Origin of the sequence: Pseudoxanthomonas sp. SL93, from assembly GCF_026625825.1 — a bacterium.
Taxonomy (GTDB): Bacteria; Pseudomonadota; Gammaproteobacteria; order Xanthomonadales; family Xanthomonadaceae; genus Pseudoxanthomonas_A.
Genome location: NZ_CP113065.1, coordinates 897,753 through 910,850, shown reverse-complemented (window position 1 = coordinate 910,850; position 13,098 = coordinate 897,753). Strand labels below are relative to the sequence as shown.

At 66.4% G+C, this 13,098-nt stretch carries 13 protein-coding genes; 4 read left to right on the top strand and 9 right to left on the bottom strand.

Translation table 11 applies throughout. The features are described 5' to 3' along the window. Nucleotides 1-178: 178 nt before the first annotated feature. From OVA13_RS04235 to OVA13_RS04205, 7 genes are all read right to left on the bottom strand, one after another. Nucleotides 179-1,237, bottom strand: coding sequence for a BamA/TamA family outer membrane protein (locus OVA13_RS04235; RefSeq protein WP_267792561.1), 1,059 nt, complete (start codon nt 1,235-1,237; stop codon nt 179-181). Between the two features lie 83 nt (nt 1,238-1,320). Further along, nucleotides 1,321-1,902 (bottom strand): hypothetical protein, encoded by a 582-nt coding sequence (locus OVA13_RS04230; protein ID WP_267792560.1) that lies wholly within the window; start codon nt 1,900-1,902, stop codon nt 1,321-1,323. Between the two features lie 2 nt (nt 1,903-1,904). Beyond that, nucleotides 1,905-2,717: a DUF2092 domain-containing protein gene (locus OVA13_RS04225; protein WP_267792559.1), complete on the bottom strand. Its 813-nt coding sequence runs from the start codon at nt 2,715-2,717 to the stop codon at nt 1,905-1,907. A 77-nt stretch (nt 2,718-2,794) separates the two neighbouring features. Beyond that, on the bottom strand, nt 2,795-3,778 hold the full coding sequence (locus tag OVA13_RS04220; protein ID WP_267792558.1) for a SphA family protein: 984 nt from the start codon (nt 3,776-3,778) through the stop codon (nt 2,795-2,797). Nucleotides 3,779-3,862: 84 nt separating this feature from the next. Continuing rightward, nucleotides 3,863-4,288, bottom strand: a complete 426-nt coding sequence (locus tag OVA13_RS04215; protein ID WP_267792557.1) for a response regulator — start codon at nt 4,286-4,288, stop codon at nt 3,863-3,865. A gap of 100 nt (nt 4,289-4,388) precedes the next feature. Next, nucleotides 4,389-5,069: a response regulator gene (locus OVA13_RS04210; RefSeq protein ID WP_267792556.1), complete on the bottom strand. Its 681-nt coding sequence runs from the start codon at nt 5,067-5,069 to the stop codon at nt 4,389-4,391. 160 nt (nt 5,070-5,229) lie between these two features. Next, nucleotides 5,230-6,204 carry a helix-turn-helix transcriptional regulator gene (locus OVA13_RS04205; protein WP_267792555.1) on the bottom strand — a complete coding sequence of 325 codons (975 nt, stop codon included), beginning with the start codon at nt 6,202-6,204 and terminating at the stop codon, nt 5,230-5,232. Between the two features lie 209 nt (nt 6,205-6,413). On the opposite strand from OVA13_RS04205, the gene OVA13_RS04200 reads away from it, so the two are divergent. Further along, nucleotides 6,414-7,976, top strand: a complete 1,563-nt coding sequence (locus OVA13_RS04200; RefSeq protein ID WP_267792554.1) for a sensor histidine kinase — start codon at nt 6,414-6,416, stop codon at nt 7,974-7,976. Nucleotides 7,977-7,993: 17 nt separating this feature from the next. Here the strand turns inward: OVA13_RS04200 and OVA13_RS04195 are convergent, their stop codons facing one another. Next, on the bottom strand, nt 7,994-8,401 hold the full coding sequence (locus tag OVA13_RS04195; RefSeq protein ID WP_267792553.1) for a hypothetical protein: 408 nt from the start codon (nt 8,399-8,401) through the stop codon (nt 7,994-7,996). 275 nt (nt 8,402-8,676) lie between these two features. Beyond that, on the bottom strand, nt 8,677-9,690 hold the full coding sequence (locus OVA13_RS04190) for a glucokinase (protein ID WP_267793625.1): 1,014 nt from the start codon (nt 9,688-9,690) through the stop codon (nt 8,677-8,679). Nucleotides 9,691-9,849: 159 nt separating this feature from the next. Here OVA13_RS04190 and OVA13_RS04185 point away from each other — a divergent pair, with 159 nt between their 5' ends. The 3 genes from OVA13_RS04185 to OVA13_RS04175 all read left to right on the top strand — a co-directional run bounded on the left by OVA13_RS04185 (nt 9,850) and on the right by OVA13_RS04175 (nt 13,093). After that, nucleotides 9,850-10,251, top strand: coding sequence for a CopL family metal-binding regulatory protein (locus OVA13_RS04185; RefSeq protein ID WP_267792552.1), 402 nt, complete (start codon nt 9,850-9,852; stop codon nt 10,249-10,251). A 128-nt stretch (nt 10,252-10,379) separates the two neighbouring features. Beyond that, a complete protein-coding gene (locus OVA13_RS04180; RefSeq protein ID WP_267792551.1) occupies nt 10,380-12,182 on the top strand; it encodes a copper resistance system multicopper oxidase in 1,803 nt (600 codons plus the stop codon). Continuing rightward, entirely contained in the window at nt 12,179-13,093 is a 915-nt protein-coding gene (locus OVA13_RS04175) for a copper resistance protein B (RefSeq protein WP_267792550.1), read from the top strand. Before OVA13_RS04180 ends, OVA13_RS04175 begins: the two co-directional genes overlap by 4 nt. The last annotated feature ends 5 nt before the right edge of the window (nt 13,094-13,098 follow it).

The following is a 13,098-nucleotide window of genomic DNA, read 5'->3' as shown; positions in this document are numbered from 1 at the left end:
TTGTCCGGAAACCTGCGTGGCCAGCGGGTGCTGAATGCGTGGGAGTGCGCGCACACCGGAACGGCAGCGCCATGCCCGCACGATAAACGGGCATGTACGTCCGGTAATGCGAAGAACTACGGGTGCGGGTTGGGGAAAACTACCTAGAGCAGTGCTGCACGAAGGACTGCGACGGGTTTCAGAACGACTCGCCGATGTAGACGTAGACCGCGTCGGTGTCGCGGCCGACGGCGTAATCCAGGCTGACGTTGACGTTATACGCCGTCGAGGCCTTGAAGCGCAGTCCCATCCCGCCGGACGGCAGGGCTCGGGAATCGGCAAGGTCGCTCATGCTCGGCGCCACGCCCCCGACGCCCGCAAAGAACACGGCGCCCCAGCGCCGTGCGAACTGCCACCGGTACTCGGCCTGCACGGCCGCCATCGCGCGGTCCCGGTACTGGCCCGTCTCGTAGCCGCGCAGGTCGTTGGAGGCACCGAACAGGCAGATATCGAAGAACGGGGCGCCATCGCTGGCCCGGCACAGGGCGCCGCGCAGGGCCAGTACGCCTTTTGGCGACAGGCTGCGGTAATGGTTGTAGCTGAGTTCCTGCCGGTCGTAGCGCAGGTCGCTGCCGAAGGACGCCAGGTTCCACTGCAGCTGCAGGTTGGCGTAACGGCCGGTCAACGGATACATCTCGCTGTCGCGCGAGTCGTACTGCAGCAGCAGGCCGGGCCCGCCTATGCGTGTATCGAGCTGCAGTGATTCCAGGTCGAACTCTTCTGACGCTTCGCCTTCGAACCTCAGCGACGTCTCCACCTGGGCGGCACGCAGGCGCAGGCCGGCGTAGAGGTTGGGCCGCAGGCGTCGCAAGCCATCCAGCTGCACGGCGCGGCCGCTCTGCTCGATGGGTACGGAAACATCGCGGTTCGCCTCACCCGCACCGATGCCGTAGAACCTGACGTTGAGGTTGGCCCCGCCAGCAAAGGCGGACACGCGATAGAGATCGCCGCGCAGGTACGCCTTCTGGAACACGCCGCCGCCGCGGCTGCCGTTGTCGGTCCACAGCACGGCGGCCCCGGTCATCCAGGGGCGCGGACTGCCGGCCGGCTGGTAGAAAGCCACGCCCGCCAACACCAGCCCGCTGCCGAGGGCCGGGTTGGATTGGGGAATGGGCAATACGACAAAGCTCGTCCGGTCCTTCCGCGCAGCGCCCTGCTCCATCCCCGAGGCGTCATCCATCGCCTGGCGGCTGGCCACGTCGGTTTCCGATCCCCCGGCCGTGGCCGGCCAGGGCATCGCCAGGCATGCCGGCAGGCACGTGGCCCGCGACGCCTTCACCGTTAGCCCGGAGGATTGATGACGACGTACTGCACCGTCGTTCCCGAATAGCGAGGCTCGTACCAGGTGGAACCGCACTGCTGGTACGCGATGCCGTTGACCACGGTGGTGACGCAGCTCGGCGGCACGGAGTACACGATCGAGCCGATCACCGCCGAGGTGATCGCGACACCGGCGGTCACCGCCGCCGCGGTGGCGAAGGGATGGTCGTCCCAGTCGTTCCAGCCGCCGTGGTGGTCGACGTCGATGTCGATGTCGCGGTCCACGTTGATGTTGGTGTTTCGGTTGACGTTGGTGTTCCGGTTGACGTTGGTGTTGCGATTGATGTTCTGGTTGCGGTTGACGTTCGCACTACGGTTGGCGTTGGCATTGCCGTCGCGGTTGGCGCCTGCACTCCGGTTCGCCGCGTGTCCGCCGCCGTGCGCGCCCGCGGCCGGACGGTTGACGCTTGACTTGGCGCCCGCACGCGCGCCCCCGCCATGCCCGCCGCCGCGCGCGGCTTCGGCAATATCGGCAGGTACCAGCATCGCCGCACCGACCACGCAGGCCAGCAGCAGCGACGGAATCTTCAGTGAGGTCTGCATGATCATTTCTCCTGTCCGACGCTGGCCACCGCTGTTCCGGCGGGCACCAGCTTGATCTGGCTCGATCCCGCGGGCGGCGTGAACTTGAACACGGATGCCGATACCGGCGTGCGCGTATCCCAGTGCAACCGCGCGCGGTACTGCGGCAGCGCGGGATCATCCAGGCTGGTGATGACCAGCTTCTTCGGCAGCGACGTCTCCTGCGAGATCCAGACCTGCCATTCCACGTCCTCCTGGGTGAACGCGTACTGGTCCGCCCGCTCTCCGTCCAGGGTGGCTGCGCCCACGTAGATGGCGGACTGGATCAGGTCCTTCGGCGCATACTCGGTACCCCAGAAGAACATGTCGGCCATCGGGAAATCGATGCCGTACTCGGTCGCGGCATTGATGGCCAACTCGCCGAGTGTCTTCGCCTTGACGTCGGTGCTGGCATAGAACTTCAGCCGTGGCGCATGCAATGTCAGCTTGCCCGCATCGAAATAAAGCTCGCGCAGCTTGCGGTCGCTCTTGATCTCCACGTACAGGCTGGTCGGGCGTGCTGCCTTGTAGGTCACCGTGCCGTCAAGCTCGATCTTCTGGCCGGTGTCGAGCACGACCTCGGTACTGGTGTCCGAGGTCAGGCTGAACTGCCTCAGCCCGCGCAGCGCGCTGCCCATCCTGTCCAGCGCCGCCAGTGCGGCAGGGTCGCGTTCCACCGCAGCGCCCTGCGGCGCGGCCACACTTTCAGCTGGCGGCTCCGCCGCCATGGCGGGGCACGCCAACGCGATCGAGATCACCAGCGCGGGCCGGAGAGGTAACCATTGCCTTGCGTTCATCGCACTTGCCTCCTGGGCACACGGCCCGCTTCAAGGGCCGGTCGTGCATGCGCCAACGGGCATGCAGGACCGGATGATCAGAATCCGAAGCTCACCATCAGGCTGACCGGCACGCCTTCGAACCGGTTCTTGACCGAGAACTCATCCACCAGGCGGAAGGTCACGTCGACGTGTTCGCCGTCCTGCCACTTCTTGCCGTACGTCACCACGGGCCCGACACCGAAGGCGCGGCCCTTGAATCCCCCCAGCCGGTCTGCGGTGGGGCCGGAATCGTCTTCCAGCTGCTGGATCCAACCGCCGACCGCGCCGATGCCCCAGCCGCTGGCCGTGCGCTTGATCAGCAGCACCTCGCTGCGCCACACCACTCCGTTCTTGTAGTCGGTGTCCTTGTTCTCGCTGTACCAGTCCAAAGCGCCCTGCACGCTGAACTCCAGCGTGCCCTGCTGGAACAGCTGCGTGTAGTTGACGGTGGGCGACGCGGTCCAGACGTTGAGCCCGGGGTTGGCGATGCGGTCGGGGTCGTAGTCGGCCGTGGGCGCGTACAAGTAGAGGCCGAAGGAGAGATGGCGCACCTGGTCGATATGGAAACTGGCGATGACCGGTGCGAAGTACAGGTCGAACAGGTTGCCGGCGCTCTGGCTGCGCCTGGCGCTGGCACCGCCCACGTCCAGCGTGGCGCCTACTTCCACGTCGATGTAGGGAACCGTGACCATGGAAGCGAAATTCCAGCGGCCTTCCGCCGTCGGCCAGATGTAGACGCCGCCGGCCAGGTACAGGTTGACGTCGGCTTCCAGCCCCAACGAGACCTGGCCGGCAATCGGTACCTCGCGCGTACCTTCGACCTTGCCGTCGTAATACACATAACCCACCTGCCACTGCATCCCGGGCGTGGGCGGGATGACGCCGGCGTAAGGCGTGATCTGCATGCCGGTGATGGGGCGACCCATGGCGCCTTCCGTGGCCCATGCCGTCTGGCAGCCCAGCGCCAGCGAAGTCAGCAGGCCACCGGCAAGGAAATGGGTGAGCCTTGGCGAATAGCGGCGCGTGCGTGTGCATTCCATTGATGACCTCGCTGCGGGTTCGGTTCTGTCAGGACTGCGTGGCTGGCATAAAAGCGGTTCTCGACCTTCGTTCAGCCCCTCGCCTCAAGGCGCTGGTTGTCCGCGTTCCTCCATTGCCTTGGCGATGGAGGAGGATACGTAGGGTTTGCCCGCCAACACGCTGTGCACGGCGGCGATGAGGTCTTCCCCCGCATCCGGCTTGAGCACATAACCGCACGGCCCCAGCGCCATGGCGCGCGCGACCAGGGCCTCATCCGCGTGGACGGTGACGAACACGATGTGCAACGGGCCGAACTCCTCTTGCAGTCGTTCGATGGCCTGCAGGCCATCCATGCCCGGCATCGAGATGTCGGACACCAGTACATCCGGGCGCAGGTGCTCGAATGCCTGTCGCAGTGCAATACCGTCATCCACGAAACCGCTCACGTCGAACACGTTGGCCAGCAGCAGGCGCAGCTGCCTGGCCACGGCCGGGCTGTCTTCCGCCAACAGGATGCGCGCACGTCTCATGGCACAGGTCGCCTCCGCCTGAACCGATGTTGCGCGCCGGATGCGGCGTTGCCTAGCGGAAAACAACCTAGGCGCGGCAAGTAAAACTACTTGCCGGCGGTCACGCCACGGACGCCGTGCGAAGGGTACGCAGATCCAGCAGGCCGAGCTCTTCCGCCCTGCGCACCAGTTCGACCGTGCCGTGGACCCCCAGCTCCTGCATGATCGTGTACTTGTGCGACTCGACCGTGCGTACGGAGATGCCCAGCTCATAGGCGATCTGCTTGGAGCGTAGCCCCTTGCCAACGTATTCCAGGATTCGCCTCTGTTTGTCGGTCAGGCCGCTACCCGGCTGGCCTTCCATGCCGTGGATAGCCCTCAGGGCGACACTCGACGCCACATAAGTCCGCCCCGCCAGTACTTCCCGGATTGCATGCAGCAGATCTTCCCCGGCAGAGCTCTTGAGCACGTAGCCACTGGCACCGGAACGGATCGCCTCGGCGGCGATGGCGGCGCCCCCGTGCATGGTGAGGAAGATGAAAGGTACTGTGCACCCTAACCGGCGCGTCTGCTGCATCGCCTCGATGCCGCTCATGCCGTCCATGCTGACGTCGGTGATCACCACGTCGTAGGTGTGGTGCATCAGCGCATCCATCAACGCCTCCCCCGAGTTGACGAGCCGGACGTGTCCGAAGCAGGGGCGCAGCAATTGTTCTATGCCTTGCGCGACCAGGATATGGTCGTCGGCAACAAGCAAGCGGACACATTGCCGCTCTGCGTATGGGTATTCGACAGCATCCATCTGCGACCTCCCCGATCGTCCGCAGGAAACCCCGCACGTCTCCCCCTGCGGCACCAGATGATACGGAGCAAACCTTCATTCGGTGTGACAAAGGCGCGGGGGATTGGCATGGACCAGTAAAACTACTGGAACCAAGAGGTTCGGACCCAGACAAGGACAATTAGGTAACAGCGGTTACTTTCCTGGCGCGCTGCAGCGTATCGCGCGGTGCTTCCCCGAACAGGTCCCGGTAACGGGTCGAGAAACGTCCCAGGTGGCCGAAGCCCAAGCGCAGGGCGACATCGGTGACGTGCTCGTTGGGCTGCGCATGCAGCAATGCCTGGTGCGCCATGTTCAGTCGTGCGACCTGCTGCCAGCGCTGTGGCGTCATGCCGTAGGCCTGCTGGAACAGGCGTTCGACCTGACGCTCCCCCACACCCAGCGCCGCGCACAGCTGCTCGCTTGCCATGCCGGTGCCGTAGTGCTCGCGGATAAGCGCCTCCGCGCGGCGGATGAGGCGAGCCGCGTCGCGACCATGCGCCACGGGCCGTGGCAATGCGGTGGGACCGATCGCGCCGCCCATTTCCCGCACGCAACTCGCAAGCAGTCCCTCGCCCGCCGTCCTCATGGTCGCGGTGGCCGTCGCCGCATCCCATCCGGATGCGGCATGCAGCGTCCGCCGGATGCTCGTCGCGATGTGTTGCGCGCGCCAGTGCGGGTGCGTCTTCCAGCCGCTCGCCGGAAGCGGCAGTTCCCTTCCCAGGCAGGCCTGCGCCACCTGTTGCAGGCGCTCACGCGATACCAGCACGACGGCCCATTGCCACAGGCCTGCCGACGGCCTGACATCCACCGGCTGGTCTTCCGCGAAGACCATCAGTTCCGCCTGCTGTACGGCACGGCCGTTGATCCACATGGCCTCGCGACTCTCCAGTGCGATCGCCAGTGCCATCACGCGCGGGCCGAACGTGCCGCTGGCGAATACCGGCAGCGAATAGGCACCACAGTCCAGGCTGAAGTCATCGAACACCACCCGCTGCACCTGGGCCCTGAAATGTCCCCGAGCCAGCAAGCGCTGATCGAAACGCGTATCGCGCACCACGCCGAGCAGCGCCTCGGCGTCGAACCCCTCGATGGTCGCACTCTGGTAGGCACCCATGCATCACGTCTCCAGGCCACGAAAACAGGGGATGTCGGAATCTGGATAGCGCGCCATCTTGCGGGCCCGTAAATGTGACATCAAGCGAACAGGTCGGGAAACCGATGGATGGTCGTGTAAGCGGATTTACACGCCGGCCTTCCGTACGCCGCCGCCTGCGGTGCAACGGCGCGTCAGCCAGGGAAAGAGGGAGGCCCGCTTTGTCTGCAATGCCGCAGAACCGAGTCACGCAGCACCTGCTCACCGGCGCGCTGGTTGCCGCCGCCACCGCTTTGGGCCAGCTCATCTCGGTGGAGCTCTGGATGACGGCGCCGCGTGCGCACATGTTGTGGCTGCCGGGCGCGGTGCTGATGTGCGCGCTGTTGGCGCTGCCCCGCCGGCGCTGGGTGGCCTGCGTGGCGGGGGCGCTCATCGGCACGACGGGTTTCCTCGCGCTGTTGGGCACGCCGGTCGGTAGCGTCGTGGTCGTGTTGCTCGGCGTGTTCCTGCTGGTCGTCCTGGCCAGCCTGGTGTTGAAGCGAACGGATTTCAGGTTTTCGCTGGTGGATTTCCGCGGCGTCCTGCGCTTCGTGGTCGTGGCGGGCCTGGTGTTGCCGGTGCTGGCGGCGTACTGGGTGACCCAGGCGATGCCACGACTTGGCATGGCGCACCACATCGGGGGCTGGATCAACGTCGCGCTGGCACACAGCCTGAGCTATCTGCTGGTGGTGCCGGGCTTCCTGAGCCTGTTGCTGCAACGCGCGCAGCCGGAGCGCCGCTGGCGGCCATCGGCCATCAACCTGTTCGCGCTGGTGGCTATGGTGGTGTTGCTCTCCATCGCCTGGACAAGCGAGGTGCTTCCCGCCGCCTTCCATGCGCCACTGATGCTGGCACCGGCGATCCTGCTGATCTGGTGCCTGATCGTGAATGGCCCCGTGGTGTCTTCGCTCACCCTGCTCTGCATCACCCTGCTGTGCATGCATTTCTGCAGCCACGGCATAGGCCCGATGGTGTGGCCGGACCTCGGCATGACGACGCTGTCGGTACAGCTGTGGGCGTCGTGCCTGGCCATCACACACCTGTATCTGGCCACGCTGGTGGAGCAGCGGACATCGGACCGCGCCTCGTTGAGTCGCGCCTATCGGAGGCTCAGCGAGCTGACCGGGCGCATGCTGGTGGTGCAGGAAGCCGAACGCACGCGCATCGCCCAGGACCTGCACGACGACATCAACCAGTCGCTGGCGTCCGTCTCCATCCAGCTGAGCGCGCTCAAGCGCGAGGCCGCACCCGATGAGCGCGCGCGCCTGGAGGACATTCAACAGCAGGTGCAGGACGTGTCGGGCGACATCCGGCGGATTTCCCACGCACTGCATCCCAGCATCCTGCGCTACACCAGCCTGTCGGCGTCGCTGATCGGGCTGTGCCAGGCGCAGGGAACCGAGGGCGGACTTCAGATGGATTGCAGTCGCGTGGAGGACCTGCCGCTGTCGTGCCACGCCAAGCTCAACCTCTTCCGCGTGGCCCAGGAAGCGCTGCACAACGTCGGCACGCACGCGCAGGCCAGCTGGGTGCGCATCCGCCTGTACCGCGAGCACGGTGACGTGGTGCTGCAGGTCGATGACAACGGCAAGGGCCTGCCCGACCAGTGGCAACGCTTGTTCGGCCAGGGCTTGGGCCTGTTGAGCATGGAAGAACGGGCGCGCAGCCTTGGCGGGCGACTGGAGATCCGCAATCGCGAGGAAGGCGGTACGCGGGTGGAACTCCGGTGTCCGCTGTCGGCCGCCGAGGCCTGAGCGCGCTGGAAACTGGCCTATTCCTTGTCCAGGCTCAACCGCAATCCCTCCGCGGTGTTGCGCGTCACGATGAGGTCGAACGACGGCGTGCTTCCGCGCGCCTTCACCAGCACGTCTTCGCCATCATCCACTTCGGTGTGGTAGACCGACTTGCCGTAGCTGGCGATGACCGCGTCGCGGATCAGCCGTGCCGCCTGGTTCTCGCCGGTCCGCGCGGGGATCTGCACGACCACCGTGCTGGCCGTGCCGCCCTTGGGCGTGAACGACAGCTCCACTTCGCCAGCCACCTTGGCGGTACCGCTTGCCTGGACGCGCCACTTGTTGGAGGGCGAGGCCTGCAGCGGCAGCATCGCCGCGCCCAGCAACAGCAGTAGGACCAGCCTGGCTGCATTCACCGACAAGCGAAAACGAAAGATCGTGCGCATGATTCGACCTCCGAGGTAAAGGTGAAACGTTCTTTTAAACAGGCGTCCCGATCCCGACGGATCGTGTTCCAGACCTAGAACTAGATTCAATCCTCCCGCCCCGCTTCGTTGCATGAAACGGTTGCGCCTGATCATCAAGCAACCGGGATGTCATGTCCTTCCTGCTATCCAAAACTGAAGATGCGCACCTTGAATGACCAGCGTGAAACTACCGGGTGATCACCAGTAAATCTACGCACCCCGTCCACGCCTACGGGCACGCAGCGACTCCAGGGTCAGAGCAGCGTTGCCGCCACATCCACATGCTGCCGATACCAGGCCGCCGCGCCCAGCAGCCCCAGTTGGCCGTGTTCCACCCGCCATACCGGCACCTGCTCCAGGCGTTCGGACATCACGCCCTTGTTGAGGTAGCGCTGCAGGAAGTGGCCGTCGTGCAGGAAGCTGGGAATATGCGCGGTGACGCCACCGGCCAGGTAGACGACCTTGGCGCCGAAGATGATGGCCAGGTCGCCCACCAGGCTGCCCAGCCAGCCGCAGAAGACCTGCAGCGTTTCCAGCGCAAGCGCATCGCCCGACTGTGCGGCGGCGACCAGCGCGCCCGCATCGGCATGCAACGGTGAACCACCACGCAGTTCGCACAGGCACCGATACAGGTTCATCAGGCCCGTGCCGGAGAGCACATGCTCGTTGTTCAGATGGCGGCGCTCGCGCAGCAACCGCCGCACGATGTCCATCTCAAGGTCATTGCCGGCGGCCAGCGCGGCCTGGCCGACTTCGGTGGCCAGCACGCGCGGCGGATGACCTTCCATCCACAATGCCGCGCCCAGCCCGGTACCCGGTCCGAGGACCAGGGCCGGTGACGTGGCGGTGGCCTCCGTGGCCCGGGTCAACGGCGACAGGGTGTCGCGCGTCAACAGGGGCATGGCATTGGCCACGGCCTCGAAGTCGTTGATCAGGCGCACCCATTCCAGGCCGGCGGCCTGCCGTGTCTGCTCCACCGACACCGCCCACGGCAGGTTGGAATTGATCAGCCGGTCGCCCTCAAGCACGCCCGCGATGGCCACCACGGCGCCCTCGCAGACGCCGTCCGCGGCGTAGTCGCGCAGGATCGAGGCCAGGTCCGGATGGTCGGCGCAGGCGTAGCGTCGATAGTCGTGCACCTGCTCCGCGTCTGCCGCCTGTGTCCAGCCCAGCCGCGCATAGGTACCGCCGACGTCCGCGACGATGATGCGCTTCCCGGTGGCCTCCTGGGCGCGCGGGGTGGAAACGCCTGCCGGCACCTTGTTCATCATTACCGTGCCCGCCATGCGAATGCCACGCTGCCAATGCCTGAAATACGGCACAAGGATATCGTGTCCCCGCAGGATAGGGGTGCGACACCGCGGCATGGCGCGGCGAAACCACCCTACGCAAAGGTATGTCCGGCCACCATGGCGTATCATGGCGCCATGTCCCGGTTCGCGCCCCTGCTACGCGCCCTGCTCTGCCTGATCCTGCTGGTGAATGGCACCACCTACGCGCATGCGGCAACGGGCATGCCTGCAGCGGAAAGCGCCGCCGCACGACAGGCCGCGCAGCACGACGATCCACCCTGCCACGAAGACGTAGGCGCACCGGCGCCCGTTCCCGTGGACGCCGCCCTGCCTGCGGACGACAGCGCCGCCCTGCCCGACTGCTGCACCGCCGGCAGCTGTGATGGTGTCTGCACCCTGCACGCGCCGGCGCTGCTCTGGCCGACGATGCTCCAACCCATGGTGCCCCTGCAGGCCGACGCACCGTCCTACCGTGCGCACGGGCATGCATCCGTTCATCTCCCGCATCGGCACCGACCTCCCATCCTGGTTGCCTGACGCCGTATCACACGGCAAGTACCTGATGCCGGCACGCACCCGTTGGGTGACGCTGGCCCGTCGACCTTTGTTGCCGACTATCCTGCCTGCGCAGGCGTCGTGCAGCCGATCCACAGGATGGCACTGCAATGAACCATGATGATTCCGCACCCGCACGCCCGGGTGCCTTCCGCGCTACGCGCCGCCAGTTCGTCACCGGACTGGCCGCGAGCGGCGCCGCGATGGGGATGGGCTTGGCGCGCCTGCCCGCGTCTGCCGGCACACCAGCCCGACGCGGTGGCAGCGCTCTGGTGAGCGGCACCGATTTCGCCCTGACTATCGGCGCGGCGCCGGTCAACATCACCGGCCGCGAGCGCCCGGCGATCACCGTCAACAACAGCCTGCCCGCACCCACGCTGCGCTGGCGCGAGGGCGACACGGTCACCGTGCGCGTGACCAACCGCCTGCGCGACATGAGCTCGATCCATTGGCACGGCATCCTGCTGCCGTCGAACATGGACGGCGTGCCCGGCCTCAGCTTCAACGGCATCGCACCGGGCGAGACCTTCCAGTACCGCTTCCAGGTGAAGCAGTCCGGCACCTACTGGTACCACAGCCACTCGCTGTTCCAGGAACAGGCGGGCCTGTACGGCGCGCTCATCATCGATCCGCGCGAGCCGGCGCCCTACCACCACGACCGCGAACACGTCGTGCTGCTGTCGGACTGGACCGACATGGACCCCGCCGCGCTGTACCGGCGCATGAAGAAAATGCCGGAGCACGACAACTACTACCAACGCACGCTGGTCGACTTCGTGCGCGACGCGAAGCGCGACGGCCTGGCGGAGACGATCGAGGACCGCGGCATGTGGGGGCGCATGCGGATGACGCCCACCGACATTTCCGACATCAACGCGCACACCTACACCTACCTGGTGAACGGCGCGGCGCCGGCGGGCAACTGGACCGGCCTGTTCAAGCCGGGGGAGAAGGTGCTGCTGCGCTTCATCAACGGCAGCGCGATGACCTACTTCGACGTCCGCATCCCGGGCCTGAAGATGACCGTTGTCGCCGCCGACGGGCAGTACATCCATCCGGTGAGCGTGGACGAGTTCCGCATCGCGGTGGCGGAGACCTTCGATGTCATCGTCGAGCCCACCGGCCAGGACGCTTTCACGATCTTCGCGCAGGACATGGGACGCACCGGCTACGCGCGCGGCACGCTCGCCGTCCGCGATGGACTGGAAGCGCCCATCCCGGCCCGCGATCCGCGGCCACTGCTGACCATGGCGGACATGGGCCACGACATGGGCGGACACGGCGCAGGGAAAGGCATGGAAGGCGGGTGCGGCGCCATGATGGGCGAAGGTGGCTGCGGCGCGAACATGGGCGCGATGGATCACGGTGCGCATGGCGGGACGTCGACCGCGCCGAACCACCCCGCCAGCGAGACCGGCAACCCGCTGGTCGACATGCAGTCGTCCGCGAGCGAGCCGAAGCTCGACGACCCGGGTATCGGCCTGCGCGACAACGGGCGCCAGGTCCTGACCTACGGCGCGATGCGCAGCCTGTTCGACGATCCGGACGGCCGCGAACCGGGGCGTACCGTCGAACTGCACCTCACCGGGCACATGGAGAAGTTCGCCTGGTCGTTCGACGGCATTCCGTTCGCCAGCGCCGACCCGCTGCGGCTGAAGTACGGCGAGCGCATGCGCATCGTGCTGGTCAACGACACGATGATGCAGCACCCGATCCACCTGCATGGCGTCTGGAGTGACCTGGAGGACGCCGAGGGCGGCTTCCACCTGCGCAAGCACACCATCGACATGCCGCCCGGCACGCGTCGCAGCTACCGGGTCCGCGCCGATGCGCTGGGACGGTGGGCGTTCCACTGCCACCTGCTCTACCACATGGAAGCCGGCATGATGCGGGAAGTGAGGATCGAGGCATGAAGACCGCCTTCCCCACCCCGCTACGTCTCGCGTGCGCCGCCGCGATGCTGGCCGTCACCGGTACGCCGGCATACGCGCAGCACCATGACCATGCGCAGCACGCGGCGCCGACGACCAAGCTGCCAACGAAACAGGATGAGCGCGCGCAACACGAACAGCACGACCACGCGGCGATGTCCGCGACTGCAGGAACGGCGGCGCGTGAGCCCGTTCCTCCGGTCACCGCTGACGATCTGGCGGCGGCGTTTCCCGACATCGACCACCATGCCATGCAGCACGCGCCGGCGTTCAACCACAGGGTGACCTTCAACCGGCTGGAGGCGTGGGATGCCGACGAAGGCACCGGCCAGGCGTGGGAAGGCAGCGCCTGGTTCGGCACCGATACCGACCGCCTCTGGCTGCGCAGCGAAGGCGAACGCATGGGCGGCCACACCGAGAGCGCGGACCTGGAAGCGCTTTACGGGCGCAGCGTATCGCCGTGGTGGGACGTGGTGGCCGGCGTGAAGCATGACTTCAAGCCAGGCGATTCCCGCACGTGGGCGGCGTTTGGCGTGCAGGGCATGGCGCCTTACCGCTTCGAGGTGTCGGCCACCGCCTACGTCGGCGAGGGCGGACAGGTGACCGCGAATGTCGAAGCCGAGTACACGCTGCGCATCACCAACCGCCTGATCCTGCAGCCGCTGGTGGAGCTGGACATTGCAGCGAAGGATGATCCTGAGTACGGCGTCGGAAGGGGCATCTCCGGCATCGAGGCGGGTCTGCGCCTGCGCTATGAAATGACGCGCCGTTTCGCGCCCTACATCGGCCTGGTGCACGAGCGCGCGGTGGGCGACAGTGCCGACTTCCGGCGCGCCGATGGCGAATCCACCCGCGACACCCGCGTCGTCGCGGGCGTCAGGATCTGGTTCTGACGCAG

Excerpts from the sequence above, each read along its gene's own strand:
- OVA13_RS04220 (WP_267792558.1), bottom strand. The coding sequence starts at position 3,778 with ATGGAATGCACACGCACGCGCCGCTATTCGCCAAGGCTCACCCATTTC.
- OVA13_RS04230 (WP_267792560.1), bottom strand. The coding sequence starts at position 1,902 with ATGCAGACCTCACTGAAGATTCCGTCGCTGCTGCTGGCCTGCGTGGTC.
- OVA13_RS04205 (WP_267792555.1), bottom strand. The coding sequence starts at position 6,204 with ATGGGTGCCTACCAGAGTGCGACCATCGAGGGGTTCGACGCCGAGGCG.
- OVA13_RS04210 (WP_267792556.1), bottom strand. The coding sequence starts at position 5,069 with ATGGATGCTGTCGAATACCCATACGCAGAGCGGCAATGTGTCCGCTTG.
- OVA13_RS04175 (WP_267792550.1), top strand. The coding sequence starts at position 12,179 with ATGAAGACCGCCTTCCCCACCCCGCTACGTCTCGCGTGCGCCGCCGCG.
- OVA13_RS04190 (WP_267793625.1), bottom strand. The coding sequence starts at position 9,690 with ATGAACAAGGTGCCGGCAGGCGTTTCCACCCCGCGCGCCCAGGAGGCC.
- OVA13_RS04185 (WP_267792552.1), top strand. The coding sequence starts at position 9,850 with ATGTCCCGGTTCGCGCCCCTGCTACGCGCCCTGCTCTGCCTGATCCTG.
- OVA13_RS04200 (WP_267792554.1), top strand. The coding sequence starts at position 6,414 with ATGCCGCAGAACCGAGTCACGCAGCACCTGCTCACCGGCGCGCTGGTT.
- OVA13_RS04225 (WP_267792559.1), bottom strand. The coding sequence starts at position 2,717 with ATGAACGCAAGGCAATGGTTACCTCTCCGGCCCGCGCTGGTGATCTCG.
- OVA13_RS04195 (WP_267792553.1), bottom strand. The coding sequence starts at position 8,401 with ATGCGCACGATCTTTCGTTTTCGCTTGTCGGTGAATGCAGCCAGGCTG.
- OVA13_RS04215 (WP_267792557.1), bottom strand. The coding sequence starts at position 4,288 with ATGAGACGTGCGCGCATCCTGTTGGCGGAAGACAGCCCGGCCGTGGCC.
- OVA13_RS04180 (WP_267792551.1), top strand. The coding sequence starts at position 10,380 with ATGAACCATGATGATTCCGCACCCGCACGCCCGGGTGCCTTCCGCGCT.